The organism is Haloferax prahovense (genome assembly GCF_000723845.1).
In the GTDB taxonomy this organism is placed as follows: Archaea; Halobacteriota; Halobacteria; order Halobacteriales; family Haloferacaceae; genus Haloferax; species Haloferax prahovense.
The window spans coordinates 101,691-126,540 of record NZ_LK053002.1; the positions used below are offsets into that span (position 1 = coordinate 101,691).

The window sequence follows — 24,850 nt, forward strand, 5'->3', positions numbered from 1 at the left end:
GTCCGGTCCGGCCGGCCCGACCGTACCGACCGAAATCAGCCGACTCACCCGCCGACTCTGCGGCCCCGTAAATCGACCCGCGATTCGGTCGGGCCGCGTCAGCGTGTATCATTCGAAAAGACATTCTCGAACTACTGTGACGGGAGGATGGGGATTTGTTATGAAGCGACTAGCCGGCGTTCGCGCCGGCCTGCCTCCCGTCAGGGGCGCTCTGCCGCCGCTCGTAGGCGCTCGATACCGTCGGCGTCGATGCCGTAGCCGTGCGTCGGTTCGCCGGAGATTCTGGTGGCGACGTACTCGGCGATGGCGTAGGCCATCCACGCCTGACACCACCGCATGAGCGTCATGCGCTTGGTGTAAAAGCGGTGTTTGCGGAAGTAGAACCGACCTTCCGTCGGGACGTACATGTTCGCGAGCGCCCAGTCGATGGCGCGTTCGGCGCGGTCGTACTGCCCGGCGTAGGTGAACACGAGGATGCCCTGCGCCGTCGCGTGGATGTCGCGCGGGTAGGGGTGCTCCTCGTCGAAGTTGGGCGCGCCGTCCTCGTCGAACAGCTCGCGGGCGTAGAAGTCGAGGCCGCGTTCGAGCGTCTCGTCGTACCGCCCGCTGCCGACGAGCTGCTCGTAGCGCTGGAAGCACTCGATGATGAAGCCGTTGTGGTGGTTGTCCATCGAGAGGTGCGAGGCGCTCGCGGGCTCGCGGTAGTACCATCCACCGCGGTCGGTCTGCTTCGACGCGACGAAGTCGTACACCTTCTCGGCGCGTTCGAGCAGTTCCTCGTCGCCGAAGTGGTCGTACAGCTCGACGAACAGTCGCGCCCCGATGGCGAGCGCGTTGAGGGTGTAGCTGTCCTTCGGGTGCGAGAGGTAGTAGTCCATGACCGCGCCGTCGTCCTTCGGCCGATAGTTGAGGTCGTTGAGCATCACGTCGACGGCGGTCTTGGCGATGTCCGGGTAGTCCGGGTCGAACTCCCGGCCCGCGAGGAGCGCCTTGACGCCGTAGGACGTGGAGACGATGTTCGGCGAGTGGGGAATCCCCGACCGCGGGCCGTTGCGACCGGAGATGTGCTGGATGACGTGACGGTGGCTGCCGGCGAAACCGCTGTAGCCCTTGGCCTGGTTTTCGACGAGCCACTCGGTCAACGATTCCGCGTCGTCGCGGTACGTCTCCGCCGGGCGGTCGCCGTCGAACCACTCGGCCAACTGGGCGCGGGTCCGGTTCGCCATGGCAAACAGCGTGATGCCCTTGAAGTTCCGGCGCTGTTCGACGAGGAACAGCGGGCGGACGTTGACGGGCGAGCGCTTGATGAACTCCTGGACCACGAGGTTGAACCAGCGGTTGTCGATGGGGACCGACAGCAGGAGCCTGCTGCTCATGCCGTCGCCGTAGTCCCAGCCCTTGTAGTCGCGTTCGCGAGCGTAGTCGAGCACGTCGTCGAGCACGTCGACGTACCGCTGGAGTCGCTCCGTGTCGGCGTCGGTGTCGCCGTCGCGGCGATACTGTGTCTTCGATGGTGGATTCATGATATAGAATAGCCTCTCTGAGGGGTATTGGCTGTCCGAGAGGTAGCCCGCTGGCGGCTTTGTTATGGGGCCGATACCGGCCGACGCCGCCGTATTCTACCGGGAGAGCGAGTGATTCGCCCCGGCGGCGGTCGCGCCGTCGGTGGTCGCGCTGTCGGTCGTCCTCCCGTCCGAGTCGTCGCCGGAATCGCGCTCGGCGAGGAACTCGCGATAGTAGTCGCCGAGGGGGCCGACCCACGCGCCGCGGTCGAGCGCCCGTTCGATAATGCGGCGGTAGAGCCGGCGGTAGCCGGGGAACTCGTCCTCGTTGAAGTACCGCGGGTGCCACAGTACCGTCATCACGGCGTCGTTCGCCTCGGCCTCGTCGAGGAGGCGCTCGCACTCGGCCCACGCCTCGTCGAACGCCGACCCGGGGTCGGGAAGCGACACCTCCATCAGCGTCAGCGGGAAGACGACGAAGCCGTCGTCGAAGGGGTGGAACGGCTGGTAGCCGTGCTGGAAGCCGTTTTCCGAACTCGAACCGGGACTGGCGTCGTACTTTAAGCCGAGTTCGCGGTGGTAGCGCCACGTGTTCGGCCCGAGTTTGAGGTGGTGCTGGCGGCCGCCGACGATTTCGTGGCCGAGGACCGCTTCGAGTTCGCGCTTTTCGGTCCGGAGGCGGTCGAAGTCGTCGCACGACCGGAACGAGCCGTGGATGCCGACCTCCCAGCCGCCGTCGTCGAGGGCGCGGACGGCGGCGGCGACCGACTCCGAGTCGAGGTCGTACCGGCCGAGGTGTTCGACCCAGTTCTTCGGTTCGAGCCAGTCCGAAAGCGACCCCGTCTCGAGGAGGCTCGGCTCGTTGAGGAAGTAGAACGACGAGCGGACGCCGAGGTCGCGTTCGAGCGCCATGACCTCCTCGAACTGCCAGTAGGGGTTCTCCCGCCGGAGGAGCGTCCGGAGGTGGTAGCCGGGGTTCGACTTCGCCGCGTAGTACAGCCCCTGATACGTCTTGTACGGGCGGTCCACGTCGTGGGTCAGACAGACGGCGAACCCCGGTTCGCTCGGTTCCGTGGCGGTCACGCGGTGGTCATCTCGCGCATCCGCATCTCCCTTCCTCTCACGCATACTCGTACTCCGAGAGCGCGGCGACGATTCGCTCGGCGGCGCTCCCGTCGCCGTACAGCGAGGGCTTTTCGGGAAGCGGGTCGTCGTCGGCCAGCGCCGCCCGAATCGCCGTGGCGTCCGCGCCGACGAGGGTGTTCCAGCCGGCGTCGACGGTTTCCGTCCACTCGGTCTCGTCGCGGAGCGTGAGACACCGGGTGTCGAGGTAGAACGCCTCCTTCTGGACGCCGCCGGAGTCGGTGGCGACGCGCTCCGCGCCGTCGAGCAGGCGGACGAAGTCGAGGTAGCCGACCGGTTCCACGAGGACGACGTTCTCGGCGTCGGCGAGCCGCGACCAGAGGCCGCTGGCTTCGAGCGCCCCCTCGGTCCGCGGGTGGACCGGGAAGACGACCGGGAGTTCCGACGACGCGAGTCCCTCCACGATGCCTTCGAGGCGGTCGTAGTCGTCGGTGTTGGCGGCGCGGTGGACCGTCGCGAGGACGTACTCGCCGTCTCGGAGGTCGAGGTCGGCGAGTATCGACGACCGCTCGCGGGCGGCCTCGCGTACCCGGAGGACCGCGTCGTACTGCACGTCGCCGGTCACGGAGACGCCGTCGCGGATGCCCTCGGCCGCCAGCGTCTCGGCGGCCGACTCGGAGGGCGCGAACAGCAGGTCAGAGCAGTGGTCGGTGAGCACGCGGTTGACCTCCTCGGGCATCTCCCAGTTGTGGCTCCGCAGGCCGGCTTCGACGTGCGCCAGCGCGGGCTCGCGCTTCGAAGCCACGAGCGCCGCCGCGAGCGTCGAGTTGGTGTCGCCGTAGACGAGCACCACGTCGGGCTCCTCGTCGGCGACGACGGCGTCCAGACGGGTCATCATCTCGGCGGTCTGGGCGGCGTGGCCGCCCGAGCCGACCCCGAGGTTGTAGTCGGGTTCCGGGATGTCGAGTTCGTCGAAGAACACGCCCGACATCGACTCGTCGTAGTGCTGGCCGGTGTGGACGAGCACCTCGTCGTGGTCGCGTCTGAGCGCGTCGGAGACGGGGAACGCCTTGATGAACTGCGGGCGCGCGCCGACGACCGAGAGCACCTTGAGACGGCTCATCGGCCCGAACCTCCGTGCGGTGCGTCGGCCGCAATCTCGGGGTCGGTGTCGGCGTCGGCCTTGGACGACTCGCCCCGCGGCCCACCGCCGATTTCGTACACGCGGTGGCCGATGTCGCCGAGGGTGCCTCGGCCATCGACGACGACGAGGTCGTCGAAGGCGGCCCAGTCGATTTCGTCGAACTCCTCGTGCGGCGTGACGACCACGGCCGCGTCGATAGCGTGGGCCGGCAGGTCGGCGAGCGAGACGGGGGTCGCGCCGAAGGACGCGACGACCTCGTCAGAGAGCATCGGGTCGACCGCGAGGACGGTCGCGCCGAGTTCGTTCAGGCGGTCGATGACGCCCGCGGCGGGCGTCGCGCGGGTCTCGGCGACGCCGGGGCGGTAGGTGACGCCGAGGACGGCGACGGTCGCGCCTTCGACGCCGCGTCCAGTCGCGGCCAACTCGTCGCGGAGTTTGTCGGCGGTGAACGCCGGCATGCTGTCGTTGACCTCGCGGGCGGTCAGGAGCAGCGGCGTCTCGGCCTCCACTCGGCTCGTGATGAAGTACGGGTACCACGGGATGCAGTGGCCGCCGACGCCCGGGCCGGGCGCGTGGATGTCGCAGTACGGCTGGGTGTTGGCCGCGTCGATGGCCTCGGTCACGTCGATGCCGAGGTCGTCGCGGAGCCGCGCGAGTTCGTTCGCGAGCGCGATGTTCACGTCGCGGTAGACGCCCTCGAACAGCTTCACGGCCTCCGCGGTCGTCGCGTCGCGCACGGGAATCACCTCGTTCGAGGTCAGTTCGCCGTAGACGAGTGCCGCGACGCGGGTGCTCTCGGCGTCGACGCCGCCGACGATTTTCGGGTGCGACTCGGTGATGTCGCGGAGCGCCCGGCCCGACGAGGTCCGCTCGGGGCAGAACGCCACGCCGAACTCGCCGGCCGAGAGGCCGCTTCGCTCCGCGAGGTACGGGACGACGAGGTCTTTGCTCGTCCCCGGCGGGACGGTGCACTCGACGACGACGAGGTCGCCGGGCGCGAGGCCCCGTGCGATGCTGTCGAGGACGGCCTCGAACGCCGCGAGGTCGGGTTCGCGGTCGTCGGTCAGCGGGGTCGGGACGATGATGACGTGAATCGCGGCTCCCTCGGCCGCGGCGACGCCGTCGGCGGTCGCCCGGAGCGCGCCGCGTTCGGCCTGCTCGGCGACTAATTCGGGCAGTCCAGGCTCTTTCGCCACGTGGCATTCGCCGTCGTTGACGCCGCGGACCACGTCCTCGCTGATGTCGACGCCGGTGACGTTGCCCGTCGCGCGGGCGTAGACCGCCGCCAGCGGGAGGCCCATCTTCCCGAGGCCGTACACCGCGACGGGGACCTCGCCGGCGCGCAGAGCCCGCTTCTGTTCTTCGGGCGAGCGGTCGGAGCCGTACAGTCCGGGCCGTTCGCGGCTCATTGCCGACCCTCCGGAGTTTCCGTGGTCTCCGCGGTTTCGACGCTCCGAATCGTCGCTTCGGCGTCGGCCTCGATGCGCCGGGCGAGTTCGATGGCGCGCAGGCCGTCAGCCGGCGAGACGAGGACCGGGCCGCCGTCGGTCGCGGCGTCCACGAACGCCTGTAGCTCGCGTTTCAGCGGCTCGCCAGTGTTAATCATCGGCTGTTCCATGACCACCTCGTGGCGGTAGCGGACGCCCCCGTTGTCCCGGAGATAGTCCGGCCGCGACTGGCGGAAAATCTGGACCGACTGGTTCAGGTAATCGACCCGGATGAGCCGGTCGCGCGCGGTGATGTCGAGGGTCCGCGTCTTCTGCTGGGTGAGCCGACTCGCGGTGAGCGAGGCGATGACGCCGTTCTCGAAGGTCACCTGTGCCGTCGCGTACTGCTCGTCGGGCGTGGCGGTCGCGGCCACGCGGTCGACCCCGGCATCGACAAGCGAGAGCACCACGTCGATGTCGTGAATCATGAGATCCATGACGACGCCGTCGCCCATCTCGCGGTTCAGCGGCGGGCCGAGCCGGTTCGCGGTGATGGCGATGGGTTCGACGCCGTCGAGGAGGTCGGGAAGGGCGCGGACGGCCGGGTTGAACCGCTCGATGTGGCCGACCTGCAGCACGACGCCGCGTTCCTCGGCGAGCGCGGCTAACTCCGCGCCCGCGTCGAGGTCGTCGACGAAGGGCTTCTCGACGAGCGCGTGGACGCCGGCGCCGATGCACTGCCGGGCGACCGATTCGTGGTAGGGCGTCGGCACCGCGACCGTCACCACGTCGACGCGGTCGAGGAGTTCCTCGATTCCGTACGCGTCGGTGCCGAAGTCGGCGGCGACCTCGGCGGCGCGCTCTGTGTCCGCGTCGGCGACGCCGACCAGTTCGACGCCGCGAAGCTCCGCGTAGACCCGCGCGTGGTTGGTTCCCATCGACCCGACGCCGACGACGCCCGCGCGGACCGGGCGCTCTCGGCCGCCGTCTGTTCGCAATCCGGTGGTTTCTCGGCTCACCTCGCCACCTCCACGTAATTGGCGACCGCAGTCCCGACGCGCTCTACGTCGGCCTCGCTGAGTCCGGGGTGGACCGGCAGCGAGAGCACCCGTGCCGCGGCCTCCTCCGCGACGGGGGCCGACACCGCGAGGTGTTCGTACGCGGGCTGCTTGTGGACGGGCTTTGGGTAGTAGACGCCCGTGGCGATTCCCTTCGCGTCGAGGTACGACTTGAGGGCGTCGCGCTCGACGCCGTCGCAGGCGACGGTGTACTGGTGGAAGACGTGGGTCCGGTCCGACGGCGTGTGGGGCGTCGTGACCGGCGAGTCTTCGAGATACTCCGTGAGCGCGGCGGCGTTGGCCTGTCGCGCGCGGGTGAACTCGGGGAGCCGTTCGAGCTGGACCCGGCCGATGGCCGCGGCGATGCTCGTCATGCGGAAGTTGTGGCCGACCTCGGCGTGCTCGTAGCCGGAGACGCGGCCGTGGTCCACGAACCGGGCGGCGCGCTCGGCGACGTCCGCGTGGTTGGTCGTAATCATCCCACCCTCGCTCGTGGTCATGTTCTTCGTCGGGTAGAACGAGAAGCACGCGGCGTCGCCGAAGGAGCCGACGCGCCGTCCCTCGACTTCCGCGCCGTGGGCCTGCGCGGCGTCCTCGACGAGCAGGAAGTCGTACTCCTCGGCGAGTTCCGTGAGCCGCGTCATGTCCGCCGGGAGACCGTAGAGGTGGACCGCGATGACCGCGTCCACCTGTTCGCCGGCCCTGAGCCGCGCTTCGAGCGCGTCGGGGTCGATGTTGTACGTCCGCGGGTTGATGTCGACGAAGCCCACCTCGGCCCCCGTGAACGCGACGGCGTTGGCCGTCGCGATGAACGTGAAGGGCGTCGTCAGGACGCGGTCGCCGGGGCCGACGCCGAGCGCGTGGAGCGCGGCGTGGAGCGCCGTCGTCCCGTTCGAGGTGGCGACGCCGTGGTCGGCGCCGCAGTAGTCTGCGAACTCCCGCTCGAAGCCCCGAACCTCGGGGCCGTCGGCTATCATGCCGCTGTCGAGGACGGCCGCGATTCGGTCTCGTTCCGCCGCCCCGAGCTGGGGCGCGGCGATGGCAATGTGGTCTGAACTCATCGTCGTATCCTGTTTGCTCCCCGCAGTTGCTCCGGCAGTTCGCGGTGGACGGCGGGGACGCCCACGGCGAGGGTTCGCGGCGGCACGTCGTTCACGACGAGCGCGCCGGCGGCGACGAACGCGCCCTCGCCGACGGTCACGCCGGGGAGGAGCGTCGCGTTCGCGCCGATAGAGGCGTGGTTCTCGATTGTCGGGCCGACCAGTTCCGCGTCGGTGCGGACCGGATAGGGGTCGTTCGTCATCACCACGCCCGGGCCGACGAACACGTCGTCGCCGATGCGGGTGTTGGTGGGGATGTAGACGTTCGTCTGGATGCTCACGCGCGACCCGATGGTCGTGGTGCCGTCGACGACCGTCTCGGTCCCGAGGAGCACCTGGTCGCCGATGGTCGTGTGCTCGCGGACGAGGACGTTGTGGCCGGTGACGAAGTCGTCGCCGATAGTCACGTCGTGGTAGACGATGGTGCCGGCGCGGATTCGCGCCCGGTCGCCGATGACCGGGTCGTCGCCGTCGCCGTAGCCGATGGTGACGCCGTCGTCGACGTGGGATTCGACGCCCATCTCGGCGCTCATCGTCGTCCACCTCGCGTCGGTCGCGCTCCATCGACTGTCTGTGTCGACTCGGCGAACGGCCGAATCGACTGGAAAATCTGGAATTTCATATCATGTCGGCGGGGAGTCTGCCTGCCTTAGCGAAATTCAGTCTCGGTGAGGGCTTTGTTATGGAGTGATTGCCGCCCGAAATCCGCTCGCAGTCACTTCGTAACGCCGCGTCGGATTCCGGTCACAGAGCGCTTGAGAAGTTCTACGCCGGGCGCTCCGTCGCCGAGCCAGAGCCAGACGGCGCTGCCGAGCAACGCGAGTTCGAACGCGACCAGCACCCACGCTTCGGGTCGGCCGAGGAAGACGACGAAGCGGCGCAGGTAGAACCACGTCTGGGCGAAGAAGCCGCCCATCGACGACTCGCTGCCGTGGGACAGCGGCCAGAGGAACGCCCGAATCACGTCGTAGTTCCCGAAGAAAAAGCCGTTGTACAGCAGGTCCGCGGGGATGTGCGAGAGGTAGCCGAGGGCGAAGGCGACGCCGACCGTGGCCGCCCCGTAGCGCCGCGCGACGGCCACGACGAGTATCGAGACCGGCACCGAGACGAGAATCGAGTGCGCCACCGAGATACCGCTCGGGAGGATGCCGAACGACCACGCCAGCGGTTTGTCGACGAGGTCGGGGAACTGCGTCCCGACGAGCACCGCCAGCGCGGCCCAGCCGTCGAGCTTTCGGCCGGTCGCTCGAGCCCACAGCGAGACGAGGATGTAGCCGACAGCGGCGTGCTCCCACGGGAACATCAGCGGTCGCTCCCGGTCGGTTGGCCCGTGGTCTCGGTCGGTTGCGTCCGCATCGTCGGTTCTCTGTCGGCGGTTCGTCGTCGCGGGGTGGTAGTGGGGATACGTGTCTGAAACATCTGGTGTGTGTCGGGCGCGTCGGGTCGGCTGTGGAGGATCGTGGTTTCCGCCCGCGTCGGACGCGGAGTTGGGCGAAACGGCGCGCGAGCGCCCGGTCAGGGAACTCGTGTGCTCGTCCGGGTTTTGTTATGGCGACTGTAACTGCCTCGGGGCGATTTTCGTGGCCGGAAGCCGGCGTCGATTCGAGCGGCGGCGGCGGGTAGACGCCGTATAACTACTCCCGCGGGGCGCGTGGCATCTCCAGAGAGTATGCGATACCTGTTCTTCACCAACACGCCCGCGCACGTCCACCTCTACAAATACGCCGTCAGAGAGCTTCAGGCGATGGGTCACGACGTGCTCGTCCTCGGCCGCGACTACGGCTGTACCAAGGACTTGCTCGAGTACTACGACCTCCCGCACGAGATTTACGGCTCCTGCGGGACGACGAAGTACTCGCTTTTCAAGTCGCTCCCGTTCCACTACGTCAACATCTTCCGCGCCGTGCGGCGGTTCAAGCCGGACCTCATCTTCGGGATGGGCGGCTACGCGGCCCACGCCGGGGCCGTCTCGCGGACGCCCGTGATCCTCCTTCTCGACTCCGAACCGACCTCGTTGGACCACGTCGTCTCCCGGCCGTTCGCCAAGGCGATTCTGACGCCCCACACCTTCGGGAAGGACCTCGCGGACAACCACTACCAGTTCCGCGGGTTCAAAGAGACGGCCTACCTCCACCCCGACGTGTACGAGCCCTCGGTCGACATCCGGGCCGAACTCGGCCTCGACCCCGACGAGAAGTTCGTCGTCGTCCGGTTCAACGCGTTCGGCTCGCACCACGACGTGGGCCACGGCGGGTTCACCCCCGAGCGCCGCCGCGAACTCATCGAGATGCTGGGCGAGCGCGCGACCGTCTTCGTCCTCGACGAGAGCGAGGAGCGCCGCGACGGCGACCTCGACACCCGGCCGTTCGACTTCCACCCCGCGCTCGTCCACGACGTGCTCGCCGAGGCGAACCTGCTCGTCGCCGACACCCAGACCATGGTCACCGAGGCGGCGCTGCTCGGGACGCCAGCAATCCGGTCGAACTCCTTCGTCGGCGACGACGACATGGGCAACTTCGTCGAACTCGAACGACAGGGGCTCATCTCCAACCTCAAGTCGTTCGACGACGTGATGGCCCGCGCCGAAGAACTCCTCGACGACGACGGCGCGAAGGCCCGCTGGGCCGAAAAGCGCGACGCGTTCCTCGCGGACAAGGTCAACCTCACCGACGTCATCGTCCAAGTGGCGCTGAACTACGGCTCCGTCGAGACGGTCGACTCGCTGACGCGACACACCGTCCCGGCGTAGCCGGTGCTCCGCCGTCGTCGAAACTAACCGCGGGGCCGCTGTCCGCCCTCGGAGGCGGTCAATCGACCCATAACTAACCGCCGAACCGCCCAATTTTCGCGCATCGACCGGCGCGCGCCCGCGCCCGTCTCGACGCGTCTCGTGACTCGGATTCGGGATTCCCCGACCACGACCCGAAGAACCAACCAGAACTAACCCATGAAGCCCAAGCAAACACTCCTCATCGTCGGCCCGAAAGGAACCGGTGGCATCGACCGATACATCACCGAACAGCGTCGCTACCTCGAAGACCGGATGGACGTTCGCGTCTACACGCGCTACACCGCGCCGAAGGGCGAGGGGCTCGAACTCGCGGCACGGATGCTCCTCTCGTCGCTCATTGCCGTCGTTCTCTTTCCCTTCCAGCGACGCCCGGACATCGTCCACGTCCACTCGTCGCACACCTACTCGTTCTACCGCGCGGCGTTCTTCACGCTGTTTTCGAAGTACGTCTGGCGGGTTCCCGTCGTCCTCCACATCCACGGCTCGTCGTTCGACGACTTCCTCGCAACGGACTCGCGGGTCGTCCGCCGACTCCAATCGCTCGTCTTCGACGCCGTCGACGACGTGGTCGTCCTCTCGGAGTACTGGCGCGGCCTCGTCTCCCGGCTCGCCGGCGAGGAGAAAGTCCACGTCATGGCAAACGCCGTCGAACCCGCGGAGTACGACCCGACGTACCCGACCGATCCGGTCCACCTCGTCTTCGTCTCGAACCTCATCGAGCGCAAGGGTATCCGCGAGTTCCTCGACGCCATCGAGATACTCGAATCGACGCCCGGCCTCGATTTCGAGGTGAGCATCGGCGGCCGCGGCCCCCACGCGGACCGCGCCGAGGCGGTCGCCGCCGCCCACGACAACGTCTCGTACCTCGGTTTCCTCTCCGAGGAAGACAAGCGCGACCTCATCAGCCGCGGGACGGTGTTCGTCCTCCCGACCTACGCGGAGGGGCTTCCCATCGCCATGCTCGAAGGGATGGCCGGCGGCAACGCCATCGTGACCACGCCCGTCGGGAGCATCCCCGAAGTCATCACCGACGACCGCGGGATTCTCGTCGCGCCGGGCGACGCCGAGGAGTTGGCCCGGGCGCTCGCGCGACTCGTCTCCAACCCCGAGGAAGCCGTCCGCATGGGGCAGACGAACCGGGTGGCCATCGAAGAACGCTACTCGTGGCAGTCGAACGCGGACGAGTTGGTTGCGATGTACGCCGAAGCGGCGTAGCGTCGGGGCCAGTCTCTCTTTCCTCCGAAATCCCTGCGGAGACGGCGCTCTTCTCGATATGCGCTTCGAAGGTCGTCAACGGGTCAGCTTTTTAATGTTAACTCATCTACAATTACTGGATGGACGATACTGCACTCGAATCGCTGGTGCGGGACGACATCGGTGGTCGGGCGCTCGCGAGCGTCCTCGCGCACGCGGAGCGCGGCGATGGAACTCTCACGTACGACGCTGTGAGCGATGCTGTCGACGCTGAGACGTGGGGTCGGCTGCTCAGGACCGGCGTGCTCGTGGCCGCTGACGGCGTGTTCGTCGTCGACGACCCACCGGCCGTTCGGGACGCACTCGCCGACGCGGGTATCGAGGTCGGTGCTGCGACCGCTCAGCCCGCTCCGACGACTGACGAATCGGCGTGGAGACCGGTCGACAAACTCGCCGGAGCGGGCGCAATCACCCTCGTGGCCGGCTATCAGGTGCCAGCCATCAAAGCGGCGATTGTCGGTCCGATGGACCTCGTCCTCGGGCCGCTCGCCGGGGTGCTCCCGTTCCCGCTGCTCGTCGTCGTTCTCGCGACGGCGGTTGCGCTCGTCTCGACGGGCTTCCGTCGCCGGTTCCTCGACGAGGACGGAATGGACGCACAGAGAGAGCAGATGCAACGGGTTCGAGAGAAACTCAGCACCGCGAAGCAGCGCGGGGACGATGCCGCCGTGGAACGTCTCACCGAGCGTCAGCAGGAGCTGATGCGAGACCAACTCGGGACGATGAAAAACAACCTCCGGCCGATCGCGTGGTCGATGCTCATCACGGTGCCCGTCTTCCTCTGGCTGTCGTGGTTCGTGATGAACCCCGCAGGCGCCATCGTCACGGCCGCGCCGGTGATTCCGATAGCCGACCGCATCATCTGGAGCGCGCGGTTAGTCGGACCGATGCAAGTTTGGATGGTGTGGTACTTCGTGAGTTCACTCGTCTCCAACCTGTTCGTCAAGCGAACAGCTAGCCGGCTGTTCGACCAGAACCCCGCCCAGAACCCCGCGTGAGGAGCGCAGTCGGTGGTCTCCAGCACGCGCCGTTGTCACCGCCGGCTGTGGCTCCTGTGGCTGTACTCTCTGCTTCGGTAGCTACTCGTTGCTTCGGTAGCCGCTGCCGCCGCGCCGTCCGCCTCCTGTAGTTCTGACGCGCTCCACGCGACCGACGGTCCGACCGAAAAAAGCGTGCTGAGTGTCTCTTCCGGCCTCAGTCGGCCGGTTGCGGCGTGTCTTCGGCTTTCGTCGTACCGGCGGCACCCTGCTCGGTCGCACGGTCCTCGCGGTCGATGTACTTGCGAACCCAGAGTTCGCCGGTGATGATGCCGGAGATGGCGCTCATGTGTTCGGCCTCGCCCGTGAGTTCCTCGCGCTGGAGGCGTCGAATCTCGTCGGCGTCGAAGTACGGGCGCTCGCAGGCGGAGTTGAGCAGGTCGTCGATGCGCTCGCGGAGCGCGCGGTTCGTCCGGTACCAGTCGCCGATGGTCGAGCGACCGCCGTAGGTGTGCACGTCGCCGATGAGGCGCTCGCGGATGCGGTCCACCGAGGTGCCGACGACGAAGCCGGCGGCGTGTTGCCACATCGGGCGCGCCGGCGGGACTTTCGTCCGCTCGTAGGGGATGTCCGCGAGTCGGCTGTCGAGGCGGCGGACCAGTTCGACCTTCGGGTAGGCCGTCCCGGCGGGTATCTTCCCGTTGGTGAGGGGAATCGAGCCGACGCGGTGCGACAGCGGCATCCGCGTCACGGCTTCGAGGAACTCGGTGTCGCTGAAGGGGACCCGGGTTCCGGCTTGGCTCTCGGCGATGGGGTTGCTGGCGAAGTCGCACCGCGGGAAGTAGTTGCGGTAGTAGCAGTCCATCGCGGTGCTGTAGAGGTCCGGCTGGTCGCTCTTGCGCACCTCCTCGCGGTAGGTCGTCATCGGGTCGAACTCGGTCCGCAGGAGCCGGCGGGCGTCGTCCACGTCGATTCGGTGTTTCGCGCGGTAGAGCGCCGCCTCGGGGGATTTGCTTCCCTCGACGGCGGCCCGGCCGATGCCGTCGCCCATCATCCCGCCCTGTCCGCAGCCCTCGATGAGCACGTCGGGCATGTCTTGGATGTTGAACACGTTCGCGAGGTTGACGAACGTCGAGAGGCCGACCATCCCGCTCGTCAGTTGGACCGATTTGTCGAGCGAGTCGACGAGCGCGTTCGACTCGACGGGCACACGCCTGTTTTCGAGGCCGAGCACCTCGGAGACCTTCGCGGCGAGTTCGAGGTTGCTCCCGTTCGCGGGGTTCGAGTCGTAGGTGTAGGTCGTGAGGTCGTGGTAGCGGCTGAGTTCTCCGGCCATCGAGCGACTGTCGAGGCCGCCGGAGAGCCACAGGCCGATGTCGCCGTCTATCGTGTCGGCCATGTCGGCGATGACCTCCTGATAGGCCGCGGTGAGGTCGTCGAGGTAGGAGTCGTCGGGGCTCTGTTCGAACGTGTGGTGCCAGTACGACTCGATTTCGGGGCCCGTATCGGCCCGGTAGTCGAGGACGGACCCCGAGGGGAGGAACTTCACGCCCTGCACGAGCGTCTTGTCGCCCCAGACGTGCCCGATCATGAGGAGGTCGCTGATGGCGCGCTCGTCGACCTGCGGGTCGTCCAAGAGGGTCGTCAGCGCGCCGACTTCCGTCCCGAAGGCGAACGGCTCGCCCGCGACGTAGAAGCACTGTCGCGTCCCGAGTTTGTCGCTGGCGAGTACGACGCGCTCTGCGTCGCCGTCGACGCCGACGACGAGGAACGAGCCGTCGAGTTCGGGGAGGAGCGCGTGCGGGTCCTCGAACAGCCGGTCGAACAGTCCGTCGGCGTCGAGGGCGAGTTCGTCGAGGTTCGTCACCGCGCCGTATATGGCTCCCACGCGCGAGCCGTCCTCCCAGACGGTGCAACCCTTGGGGTCTCTCGCGCCGTGGTGGAGGACCGAGACGCCGAAGCGGCCGGTCGACCGCGTCGCCGACTCGTACCAGTCTTCGTGGTGGAGTTCGGCCGCGCAGGCGTCGAGCGTCGCCGCGTCGAGCGCGCCGCCGACGAAGCCGGTCATCGAAGACCCTCGCGTCCGGTTCGATCGGCGGTCTGTGGCGTGACTACTGTGAGTGACATCGTTGCCCGATATCCGCGTGCGTCGGGTTTTGTTATCACGCGCCTATACGGCCGCGCGGCGGCGTCGAGCGCCGTCGAACCGACCGGAACCGAGGCTCGAACGGGTCTCTGTGCCGGGGAGACCCCTCGGCGCTCGGCTCTTCGACGGCTGGCAGTCCGAAACGGGGAGAAGAACGACCGTACCGCCCGGAGATACCGATTACATTCTCAATAACAAACTACGCTACTCGCCTTCTCTCACGGGATGAAGCAACGTGATTCGCGGCTCACGAGAACACTCCTCCTCGTCGGATTTCTCGCGATAGCCGTCGGTATCCTCGTCGCTCGCGCGTCGCCAGCGCGCGCGTACGAGGTCTCGATTTACCAGTCGACCCCGGTGGTCTTCTGGGTCGGCGTGGCGGTGGCGGTGCTGACCGCGTTGGTCGTGGTCGTTCGCGCCCCGAACAGTCGGTTCGCGGCCGGTGGGGTGGGGCTGGCGGCCCTCGCGATAGCCGCGGTCTCAGCGCTTCCGCTCGTCCGGGAGTACTACTTCTACGGGTTCAACGACTCGTTGACGCACCTCGGCTGGGCGAAGTCGCTCGTCTCGGAGACGCTGACGCCGCTCGAAATCGTCTACCCGAGCGGCCACGTCTCCGCTGGGATGTTCAGCGCCGCCCTCGGCGTCGAAATCACTACCGCGATGATGCTCGTGGTGTTTTTCGTCTCGGTCGTCTACCTCGTGTTCGTCCCGCTCATCGTCTCGCTCGTCGTCCCCGACCGCCGGGCGGTCCTCATCGCGATGTTCTCGGCGCTGTTGTTCCTGCCGGTGAACCTCAACGGGTTCAAGCTCATGTTCTTCCCCTACTCGCTGGCGTCGTTCCTCGGACTGGTGCTTCTGTACCTCTTCTTCAAACACCAGTTCTCCGGCACCGACGCCGCCGAGAGCCGGTGGCGCGGCCACGTCACGCCCGTCTCCGTCCTGTTCGCCATCGGGACGGTCGCGCTGGTGTCGTACCACCTGCAGGTCGCCGTCAACTACCTCGTGTTGTTCGCCGTCGCCGCGGCCATCCAACTCGTCCAGCGCTGGCGGACCCCGGACGCCGTGGCCGAGCAGCGACCGGTCTACGGCCTGACGCTCGTCTTCGCCGCGGCGTTCGTCTACTGGCTGACGCAGTACACCGTCGGCTTCTCGACGGGCGGCCTGTTCGTCGAGGGCGTGCTCGGGATTCTCTCGGGAAGCTCCGAGGCCGGAACGGCAATCTCCCAGCGCACCGGTTCCGTGACCGCCGTCGGCGGCGGCATCTTCGACGTGTTCGTGAAGCTGTTCCTCGTGAACGCGGTGTACGCCCTGATTACATTCGGCGTCTTCCTCGGCGTCCTGTTCGGGCGGCTCCCGAAGCTGTCGGGTCAGGGCCGGTCGGTCCTGCGGACGCTGACGTTCAGTCTCGTCGTGTTGGTGCCGTACTTCTTCGCGCACCTCCTCGGCGTCATTTCGGAGACGAATTTCTTCTTCCGCCACGTCGGCTTCGCGATGATTCTCGCGACCATCGTCGGGAGCGTCGGGCTGTTCTACGCGTTCGAGTGGCTCGCACGGACGAGCTACTGGTCGAAGTACGGGTCGGCGGTCAAGGCGGGTACGCCCGTCGTGACGGCGCTCGTCATCGGGCTCACGCTCATGGTGATGTTCCCATCGCCGTACATCTACCTCCCCTCGAACCACGTCCCCGCCCAGCAGATGAGCGCGTACGACACCGCCTTCGAGATGTCCGACGAAGACATCCGCTACGTGGGCATCCGCGGGAATCCCGACCGCTTCGCCGAGGCGCTGCCCGAGCGAACCACGCCGGCGCTCGGTTTCACGACGCCCGACGAGGCGCTTTCCGACCTGCCGAGCTACTACGACGGCCCGCGGTATCTGATGGTCTCGAAGACCGACTACGACCGCGAGGTGGTCGCGTACCGCGAACTCCGCTACTCCGGGGCGAACCTCACGGCCGTCCAGAACCAACCGAACGTGAACCGCGTCATGTCGAACGGCGCGGCCGACCTCTACTACGTGTCCGGGTAGCGACACGGAGTCTGATTTTTCGTTTCACGACGACACCGGTGGCGGGACCGTCGGTTTGCCGGTGCTGCCGCTGTTTCTCTCCCTTGCTTCCTCGTCCACTTCGAACCGGAGACGCATCTCTCGGATTCGAGTGCGTCGCGGCCGCGTCGCGGCCACTTCCGAGCCGCGGGTCAGAAAAACGGTGAGGGAAGTCGACGGTCCACCGGCTCAGAACGGCGGGCTGTAGTCCTCGTACTCTTCCATCTGTTCCATCTCGTCCGTCTTCGACGGCATCACGGCGGCCCGCGGGCCGCCCGCCCGCCGCACGGTCACCGAGGACACGTCGTCGACTTCGTCGGCGATGCGTCTCTTGATGGCCTTCATCGTCATCGGCGCGATGCCGCATCCGGAGCACGCGCCGCCGATGGCGATGGTGACCTCGCCGGTCTCGTCGTTCACGTCCTCGATTTCGAAGTGCCCGCCGTGTTCCTGAATCTGCGGGACGTTGTTGCTCAGGTAGTTCCGGGTCTGCCGTTCGAGTGATTGCGCGCTCATAGGCGTTCGTCGATACGGCCTCATTTGTAATAAATCTGGGTTATTAGGGGTGCCTAAATACGAGCGATTCAGGGCTCGTGTGGCTATTTTAGGTCACACGAACTTTCTGAACTCGGTTTATTATCACTTTTCGAGCACCCTAAAACACCGCGATTTTCAACTTCCGAGCCGGCACGGATATTCCTCGCGCTCATCGGTGCGTGCTGAATGTCACCGCACGGCTTCGGGCCGCCGACTCGGTCTCGCCGCTCGTCGCCTCCCACCGCCCGACCGTTCTCGTTTCATCCTCGGTCAAACAGCGCCTAATTCTCGCGGCCGCGGGACCCGCGACCCCGCCGGAATCCAGTAGCGAGTCAATAATTAATCGGCTCCTGAGCCGATGTGTAGCCGAGTGTTACCGTTCGTGAATACGCCGGGTCCTCGCCGAAGCGGCGACCCGCGAGGTGCGTTCGATGAGAGATAAGATTCGCTCGGTCGTCCGGACGATTCGCCGCCGGTTCGTTCCCGGCGACGACGACAGCGACCTCACGGAGCGGACGGTGAAAAGCGGGATGTGGGTCTCGGCGATGAACGTCCTCGACCGGGTGCTGAAGGTCGTCATGTTCATCGTCCTCGCGCGGTTGCTCGGCCCCGAGGCAATCGGGCTGATGGGGATCGCGCTCCTCACCATCTCGGCGCTTCTGAGCCTGACGAACCTCGGCATCGACGCCGCGCTCATCCAGCGCGTCGACGACGACGTGGACGAGTACCTGAACACGACGTTCACGCTCGAACTCCTCCGCGGCCTGCTGATGAGTTCGATTCTCTACCTCGCCGCCCCGTCGCTCGCCTCGCTGTTCGGCGAACCCGCCGCGCGGGACCTCATCCGTACCATCGCGTTGGTCCCGATTTTCCTCGCGCTGCGGAACCCCGCGATGGTCTACTTCAAGAAGGACCTCGCGTTCCACAAGGAGTTCGCCTACCGGGTCAGCGGCACGACGGCCTACGTCGTTGTCGCGCTCGGCTACGCCGCGGTCAGCCCGACGGTCTGGGCGCTCATCTTCGGCTACCTCGCCGACGCCAGCGTCCGGTCGGTCGTGACCTACTTCCTGCACCCGTATCGCCCCCGCCCCGCGCTAAACCGCGCGTACGCCGCCGAACTCATCGGCTACGGGAAGTGGGTCACGGGGTCGTCCATCGTCGAGTTCCTCTACGGGCAGGGCGACGACGCGGTCGTCGGCTGGCTCCTGACGGCGACCTCGCTCGGCTACTACCAGCTCGCCTACCGCATCTCCAACGCGCCGGCGACCGAAATCGCCGTCGTCGTCTCCAGCGTGATGTTCTCGACCTACTCGAAGCTTCAGGAGGACCAACGCGCCCTCCGCGAGGCGTTCTTCAGCACCTTCCGGCTCACCGCCTTCGTCGCGCTGCCGATGTCGGTCGGCATCTACCTCGTCGCGCCCGCCTTCGTCGGGGCGTTCCTCGGCGAGGACTGGCTTCCGATGGTGCTCGCCATGCAGATTCTCGTCGCCTACGGGCTCTTTCGGACGCTCTTCGCGACGTTCAACCCCGTCTGGCGCGCCGTCGGCCGTCCCGACGTCCAGACCAAACTCGGCTTCCTCAGGGTTGCCCTGCTCGCGATAGCCATCGTCCCCGCGACGAGCGCCTACGGCATCGAAGGGACCGCCCTCGCGGTCACGGGCATCCTCGCGTTCCCGATGGTCCCGCTCTACGCGCGCGAGATGAAACGAACGCTCGGCACGACTTACCGCCGGTTCCTCCGGGAGCTCTCGTACCCCGTCGCTGCCAGCGGCGCGATGGCGCTGGCGGTCCTCGCGGCGCAGAACCGCGTCGGGTCGCCCCTCGTCGAGTTCGCGCTCCTCGTCGCCATCGGCGTCGTCGCCTACGCCGTCAGCGCGGCGTCGCTCATGACGCTCTTCGACTGGCGGGTCAAACAGAACCTCCGCGAACTCGTCTCGGTGATGTCGAAGTGAGGTGGGCGTTCGGCCGCCCCACCGGAACCCGGCGAGTGGTCGATTCGACTGACTCTCATTGCTAGCTGAACCTCGGCCGTGAATCAAACCTATCAGAACTCCGTCAGAATATGTGGGTACGGTGAAACGAACGCCCTCGCAAGATTCGGTGGGAGCGTAATTACCAGTTCATAGATTGATTATCTGACGAGGAGAGACGTTTCACGGACCGATTCTAATTCGACACCGGATGTCGATTTGACCCGTATAGTACCGATTAAGTGGTCGTTTTTGACTGCCAATTTGGTCGTATATACATCTATAATTGATATCTTTTTGAGAGAATATAAGGTGTGTCTCTGGAATGCAACTGGTAACTAACTGGCCTCCATCCGAATCAATTCCGCAAGTAATCGTAGCTAACCCGATTATACCTCGCAATAATGATTATCACCTTAACGAGGGCTTTCCTCGGGTATGGTACGACTAACCGATGGAGATGACGACGAATCTGCGGCGGATTCAGACTCCATCCTCGAATCGCAACTCAACAGGCGGAACTACCTCAAACTCGGTGCGGCGGCCGCATCGACTGCCCTCTCTGCCGGCGTCGCGTCGGCTGCGTCTGGACCAGAGGAGCGCTTCGGTATCCAATGGGACCGCGTCGTCAACGCGGTGGACGACCTTGGAATGGACCCCAACGGAAACGAACCGATAGACGACCAACTCGACGCCGCGTACGGGAGCGGGACGCTCATCGAATTCCCTCCGGGTGAGTATCTCGCCACCGAGACGCAGTACTGGAACGACGACGTCTCCCGCTTCGGGATGGTCGGCACCGGCAGTTCCCACAAGGACGTGCAGTTCGTCTTCCCGTCGGGCAACAACGGCGAGAAGTACCGGTTCCTCGAAATCACGAGCGGGGACCACCACGTCCTGAAGAACTTCTCCATCCAGCAGACCGACGACGACACCACCACGGCGGACATCTGGATGATAAACGACGACGGCGGCCTCATCGAGGACGTCGAGTGGCTCGGCCGCACCCCCACCGACAACAACGCCCGCCGCCAGCTCCTCGCGTACGACTGTTCCTCCGTCGACGGCGTCAACGTCGCCCGCCGCGTCTACATGCGCGAGGGTGCCGAACTTCCCGGCTACCCCGACGGCGTCGCGGGTATCCGCGTGCAGGGCGGTTCCGTCGGCGAGATTCGCCTCGTCGACTGCCACATCGAACAGCGCGGGTCGTCGTCGTTCCGCGCGACCCACACCCGCGGGGTCCTCCGCGTCGAGGGCGGGTTGTTCAAGAACAACGACAACACCAACATGCGCATCTCCGCGGGCGACCACCCCGACAAGACCTCGTGGATCAAGGGCGCGACCGTCATCATGGACGCGGACAACCTCAACGAGCACGCCCGCGACGGCGACAGCCTCGACAGTCCCGAGGGCCTCCGCATCGACTCCACCGGCAACGGCTACGCCGGCGTCCTCATCGAGGACTGTGACTTCATCTTCAAGTCTTGCCCCACCTCGCGCGGCATCGTCTCGTCGCCGACGTGGGCCGGCCACGGCGGCTTCACCCTGCGTAACTGCCGCATCCAGAACGACACGTCGGTCCAGACGATTCACGCCGACTCCGTCGACACCGACACCGCGGACAAGCCGTGGGGCGTGAACCTCGAGAACGTCTCCATCACGGGGAGTACGCGGTCCCAGCCCGCCGGCGCGGCGGTCTGCATCGACAACGACCGCAACGGCTCGACCGTCCAGAACAGCTGTATCCACTTCCCGAACGGCGACGTGGACGGCGTCCTCGTCAACGACGCCACGAGCTGCGAGATTCTGGACTCGAACATCAACGTCTCCGGGCAGGCGACGGTGTTCAGCGGGGCCGACGTGGACACGAGCAACATCACGAGCAGCGACTCCTGTCCGCTCCCGAGCGCCGACGGGAGCACCGGCGGCGACTCGTCGACCACGGACGACTCGACCGATTCGACGACCGACGATTCGACGACTGACTCGACGGACGACTCGACGACCGAACCCCTCCCGAACGAGATTCGCCTCGTCGGCACGGGCACGACGACCCAGTACGAGTTCACCGTGACGGACTCGCTGCAGGCGTCGGGCGACACCATCGAGGAGTGGGACGACATCTCCAGCGGCACCGCGACCGGCTGGATTACGACCGAGGGCGTCGAGGACACCTACACGTTCTCCGGCGACGTCGACTCGTTCTCGTTCCTCGAAGGCGAGTGTGAGATTTACGTCAACGGCGAGCAGGTGACCGAGAGTACCGTCACGGACGCCACGACGGACTCGACGACCGACCTCTCGCACGAACTGCGCCTCGTCGGCACGGGTACCCAGACCCAGTACGAGTTCACCGTCAGCGACGCGCTCGAAGCCTCGGGCGACACCGTCGAGACGTGGGACACCATCGACGGCACCTCCGCCAGCGGCTGGATTACGACCGAGGGCGTCGAGGACACGTTCAACTTCGCGGGGAGCGTCACCTCCTTCGGCTTCGTCGAAGGCGAGGCCGAGATTTACGTCGACGGTGAGCAGGTGACCGAGAGCACGGTCACCGACGCCACGACCGATTCCTCGACCGGTTCGAGCACGGACGGCTCGACGGATTCGACGGACGACTCCACCGACAGCCAGAACGAACTGCGCCTCGTCGGCACTGGCGTCGAGACGCAGTACGAAGTCAGTGTCAGCGGCACGCTCGAGGCCTCGGGCGACACCGTCGAAGAGTGGGACGACGTGTCCGAAAGCTCCGCGACGGGGTGGGTGACCACCGAGGGCGTCGACGACACGTTCACCTTCACGGGCACGATTACGTCGCTGTCGTTCCTCCAGGGCGAGGCCGAGGTCTACGTCAACGGCACGCGGGTCGACCCCAGCGTGTTCTCGCTGCCGAACACCCTCGTGGTCGAGGGCGACGGCACGGAGACGACGTACGACTTCATGGTCTCCGGCGACATCCTGAACGACCCGCTCGTCGGGCCGACCGAGAGCGACGACAGCGTCACCAACGGCAAGGTGACGGGCTCCGTCACGGACAACGTCGACGCCTTCCGGTTCTCGGGTGACATCAAGAAGATGAACCTGACCGGCGACGCGGCGCTGACCTTCGAAGACAACGACGGCTGAGACGACAGCACGGCAGAATAGCGGACCAGTAGACGGCGCGTCGCTCGCACGGTGACGCCGCAGGCAGCAGAGGCACCCAGTTTTCGCGTTTCGACGCGGTTTTCTCCGTTTTCCCCGCGCGTCCGAGCGACCGCCGCGTCCGGCGACGCAGTACGCCGAGAACTGAGTTCGGACGTCAGTACGACGCGGTTACGCCGCGTCGTCGCTGGCGGCCGTGTCTTCAGTCGGTTCCTCGGTCACGGTCAGCCAGACGTACGCCGAGCGGTACGCCGTGTCGGTACTCGGCTCCGCCGGCGCGTCGCCCTCGTACAGGAAGTAGGTGAGCCGGAGATCCTCGCCGGTCAGCTCCGGGGCGAAGATATGGCGGGCCTGCCACGTCTCGCCGTCTCCGACGGTCTCCGTCCGCGACCCGAGGACCTGCCGCTCGACGACCGTCGTCTCGCCGTTCACCCGCTCGACGCGCTGGAGTTCGGCCACGAGCGTGTAGCTCGTCGCCTCCCCCTCGGCGTTCTCGACGGAGACGAACAGTTCGGTCTGCTCGCCCACCGTTAGTTCCTCGGGGTAGTCGGCGGCGACGAACTCGCCGCCGGCGTCCCGCGTGAGAAGCGACAGGCTCGAATACGACTCGCCCGTCCCCGGTGCGACGAGCGCGTAACTCAGGCTCGCGACGGCAAGGAGGACGGCGAACGCGAGCGCGACGTTCAGGAGCGAGTCGACCCGAGAGGACTGGTCGAACGACCGGACCACGTCGGCGTACCAGCGCCGAATCGGGACGTGAAAGCGCTCTCCCTCGGGGAGTCGCCGCCGCCGTACCTCGCCGATGGCGAGGCCGCCGACGATGATTGCCGACAGCGCGAGCAGGACGGGCGCGGCGTTCAGTCCGACGCCAGCCCAGAGGAGCGCCAGGCCGACCACCGGCAAGAGTGCGACGCTCATCCCGAAAGCGAGCGCAAATCGCTCCGTGAGGCCGAGGTCCGGCTGCCACTCGAACCGGCCGAACGACGGTCCCTCGCCCGGATTGCCCGACGACCCGGCGGGAAACAGCGCGAGCAACAGCGCGTAACCGGGAAGAAATAGCAGCACGGGGAGTCCGACGAGGGCTTGGACGGTCGGCACGACGTCGAGAACCGCAACGAGGCTACTCGAGACGACGACGAGGAGCGCAGTGGGCACGTCCAACGAGAGTTCGTCGAGTGCCTGGTTCAACCGTCCTTTTCTGTGTGATGTAGACCCCATTACCGGTTATATGACGCGACTAGGCTGTTGTTATTGAGCACCTCACACCCCTGATTTCGGCGGTACGAGGTGACTAACTCCCGACTATCTCGCGACCGTCTGGTTCCTTCTCAGCTCTCTCGTCGCTCTCGTCGGCACCGCCGACGCGGGACGACGGCTGTGCCCCGTTCGACGCGCCCCGCTCGAACGACGCGGACGGCTCCGCCGCGACTCGCAACCGTTCGTTCTCGCGGCTGTCGAGGACCATCGCGCCGCCGAGTGACCCGAGGCCGACGAGGAGTCCGGTGAGGGACTGCCGACCCGGTCGGTCCTTCGACGCGACCCCGCCGACCAGTCGGAGCGCGCCGGCGAGGACGCTCACGACGCCGAGCGCGTAGAGGACGGCCACCGGGTGAACGCCGCCGTCGAGGTATCGAACGCGGAGTCGCCAGACGAAGTCCCTGAGCAGGAGGAACGACAGCCCGGGGACGAACGTCGAGTACCTGATACCGCTTTCTTCATCGCCGTAGCGCGCGCGCATCGGCACGGTGGCGACGCGCTTTTCGGCGACGTTCAGGTTCACGAGCAGGTCGTTCAGGAAGCCGTACTGGTCGTACAGCCGGTCGAAATCCAGCTCCGAGAGCGCCTCCGCCGAGATAGCCGTGTAGCCGTTCTGCGGGTCGCGGATGTGCCAGTAGCCGCTGGCGATGCGCGTCAGCCCGGACAACAGGAGGTTGCCGAACAGCCGCCACGGCGGCATCCCCCGGCGGGTGTCCCGCGCGGCGAGTCGGTCGCCGACGGCGTAGTCGGCGTCTCCGTCGACGACGGGGTCGATGATGGCGGGCATGATATCCGGGTCCATCTGTCCGTCGCCGTCCATCACGACGACGATGTCCATCCCGTCGGCGAGGGCGCGTTCGTAGCCGGTCTTGACGGCCGCGCCGCGCCCGCGGTTGACCGGGTGTCGAATCGGGACGACGCGCCCGTCGAGCGACGCACCGCCGTCGGCCGCGGCGACGACCGGTTCGGCCGCTCGCTCGTTCGCGCGCGCCGCGTGCCGCCGAATCTCCTCCCACGTCCCGTCGGTCGAGCGGTCGTCGACGACGTACGCGCGGTCGACGAACGCGGGGAGCGTGTCGACGACGCCGCCGACGAACCGCGCCTCGTTGTACGCGGGCACGACGACGCCGACGGCGTTACCGCGGTACATCGCCCCTCGCGTGCGACCCCTGTGTTGAACGCGGCGTGTCGACCGGTCCGCCGCCGTCGGGCGTGTCGTCCCGCGGCCGCGAATCGAGTTGGAGAGTGCGTAGGAACATCGATACTTCGACCCGGTGATTGGGCCGTTCGGGTCTTTGTTAGTCGTCAGCAACACGTATGCAAAGCCGAATTTCAGGCGTTTAGGACGGTTAGAACGGTTGTCTAACGTTCACGAAACCGCGACTAATCGAATCCGTATCACGTCCGTCGAGACTGT

Annotated in this window: 18 protein-coding genes; 6 read left to right on the forward strand and 12 right to left on the reverse strand. The window is 66.6% G+C overall.

All coding sequences use genetic code 11. From position 1 onward, the window contains the following. Window positions 1-200 precede the first annotated feature (200 nt). From BN984_RS17515 to BN984_RS17550, 8 genes are all read right to left on the reverse strand, one after another. Window positions 201-1,523 (reverse strand): antibiotic ABC transporter permease, encoded by a 1,323-nt coding sequence (locus tag BN984_RS17515; RefSeq protein ID WP_049968883.1) that lies wholly within the window; start codon window positions 1,521-1,523, stop codon window positions 201-203. Window positions 1,524-1,619: 96 nt separating this feature from the next. After that, entirely contained in the window at window positions 1,620-2,630 is a 1,011-nt protein-coding gene (locus tag BN984_RS17520; RefSeq protein WP_049968884.1) for a polysaccharide deacetylase family protein, read from the reverse strand. Continuing rightward, window positions 2,623-3,708 (reverse strand): non-hydrolyzing UDP-N-acetylglucosamine 2-epimerase, encoded by a 1,086-nt coding sequence (gene wecB, locus BN984_RS17525; RefSeq protein WP_008094123.1) that lies wholly within the window; start codon window positions 3,706-3,708, stop codon window positions 2,623-2,625. Before wecB ends, BN984_RS17520 begins: the two co-directional genes overlap by 8 nt. Further along, the gene (locus tag BN984_RS17530) at window positions 3,705-5,138 is read right to left on the reverse strand and encodes a nucleotide sugar dehydrogenase (protein WP_049968885.1); all 1,434 of its coding nucleotides are present in this window, start codon (window positions 5,136-5,138) and stop codon (window positions 3,705-3,707) included. Before BN984_RS17530 ends, wecB begins: the two co-directional genes overlap by 4 nt. Beyond that, window positions 5,135-6,175 (reverse strand): Gfo/Idh/MocA family protein, encoded by a 1,041-nt coding sequence (locus BN984_RS17535; protein ID WP_233517301.1) that lies wholly within the window; start codon window positions 6,173-6,175, stop codon window positions 5,135-5,137. Before BN984_RS17535 ends, BN984_RS17530 begins: the two co-directional genes overlap by 4 nt. Beyond that, on the reverse strand, window positions 6,172-7,275 hold the full coding sequence (locus tag BN984_RS17540; protein ID WP_049968886.1) for a DegT/DnrJ/EryC1/StrS family aminotransferase: 1,104 nt from the start codon (window positions 7,273-7,275) through the stop codon (window positions 6,172-6,174). The genes BN984_RS17535 and BN984_RS17540 overlap by 4 nt, the downstream gene beginning before the upstream one ends. Continuing rightward, window positions 7,272-7,847, reverse strand: a complete 576-nt coding sequence (locus tag BN984_RS17545; RefSeq protein WP_008094127.1) for an N-acetyltransferase — start codon at window positions 7,845-7,847, stop codon at window positions 7,272-7,274. Before BN984_RS17545 ends, BN984_RS17540 begins: the two co-directional genes overlap by 4 nt. 182 nt (window positions 7,848-8,029) lie before the next feature. Continuing rightward, window positions 8,030-8,617, reverse strand: a complete 588-nt coding sequence (locus tag BN984_RS17550; protein ID WP_008094128.1) for a metal-dependent hydrolase — start codon at window positions 8,615-8,617, stop codon at window positions 8,030-8,032. A 366-nt stretch (window positions 8,618-8,983) separates the two neighbouring features. On the opposite strand from BN984_RS17550, the gene BN984_RS17555 reads away from it, so the two are divergent. From BN984_RS17555 to BN984_RS17565, 3 genes are all read left to right on the forward strand, one after another. Then, window positions 8,984-10,063, forward strand: coding sequence for a DUF354 domain-containing protein (locus BN984_RS17555; protein WP_008094129.1), 1,080 nt, complete (start codon window positions 8,984-8,986; stop codon window positions 10,061-10,063). Window positions 10,064-10,261: 198 nt separating this feature from the next. Then, on the forward strand, window positions 10,262-11,320 hold the full coding sequence (locus BN984_RS17560) for a glycosyltransferase family 4 protein (RefSeq protein ID WP_049968887.1): 1,059 nt from the start codon (window positions 10,262-10,264) through the stop codon (window positions 11,318-11,320). A gap of 119 nt (window positions 11,321-11,439) precedes the next feature. Then, complete coding sequence (locus BN984_RS17565; RefSeq protein ID WP_049968888.1) at window positions 11,440-12,354, forward strand: DUF106 domain-containing protein; 915 nt, start codon at window positions 11,440-11,442, stop codon at window positions 12,352-12,354. Window positions 12,355-12,550: 196 nt separating this feature from the next. On the opposite strand, the gene BN984_RS17570 is transcribed toward BN984_RS17565, so the two are convergent. Then, entirely contained in the window at window positions 12,551-14,401 is a 1,851-nt protein-coding gene (locus BN984_RS17570) for an asparagine synthase-related protein (protein ID WP_049968889.1), read from the reverse strand. Between the two features lie 303 nt (window positions 14,402-14,704). On the opposite strand from BN984_RS17570, the gene BN984_RS17575 reads away from it, so the two are divergent. Further along, a complete protein-coding gene (locus BN984_RS17575; protein ID WP_008094138.1) occupies window positions 14,705-16,507 on the forward strand; it encodes a hypothetical protein in 1,803 nt (600 codons plus the stop codon). 207 nt (window positions 16,508-16,714) lie between these two features. Here the strand turns inward: BN984_RS17575 and BN984_RS17580 are convergent, their stop codons facing one another. Then, complete coding sequence (locus tag BN984_RS17580) at window positions 16,715-17,041, reverse strand: NifU family protein (protein WP_008094140.1); 327 nt, start codon at window positions 17,039-17,041, stop codon at window positions 16,715-16,717. A 452-nt stretch (window positions 17,042-17,493) separates the two neighbouring features. Between BN984_RS17580 and BN984_RS17585 the strand changes: the two genes are divergently transcribed. Then, window positions 17,494-19,014 carry a lipopolysaccharide biosynthesis protein gene (locus BN984_RS17585; protein ID WP_008094141.1) on the forward strand — a complete coding sequence of 507 codons (1,521 nt, stop codon included), beginning with the start codon at window positions 17,494-17,496 and terminating at the stop codon, window positions 19,012-19,014. Window positions 19,015-19,470: 456 nt separating this feature from the next. Further along, a complete protein-coding gene (locus BN984_RS17590) occupies window positions 19,471-22,158 on the forward strand; it encodes a hypothetical protein (protein WP_049968890.1) in 2,688 nt (895 codons plus the stop codon). 189 nt (window positions 22,159-22,347) lie between these two features. Here BN984_RS17590 and BN984_RS17595 read toward each other — a convergent pair whose 3' ends face one another. Both BN984_RS17595 and BN984_RS17600 read right to left on the reverse strand, forming a co-directional pair. Next, window positions 22,348-23,331 carry a DUF1616 domain-containing protein gene (locus BN984_RS17595; protein WP_181950726.1) on the reverse strand — a complete coding sequence of 328 codons (984 nt, stop codon included), beginning with the start codon at window positions 23,329-23,331 and terminating at the stop codon, window positions 22,348-22,350. A 136-nt stretch (window positions 23,332-23,467) separates the two neighbouring features. Further along, the gene (locus BN984_RS17600; RefSeq protein WP_008094147.1) at window positions 23,468-24,583 is read right to left on the reverse strand and encodes a glycosyltransferase family 2 protein; all 1,116 of its coding nucleotides are present in this window, start codon (window positions 24,581-24,583) and stop codon (window positions 23,468-23,470) included. Window positions 24,584-24,850: the final 267 nt, after the last annotated feature.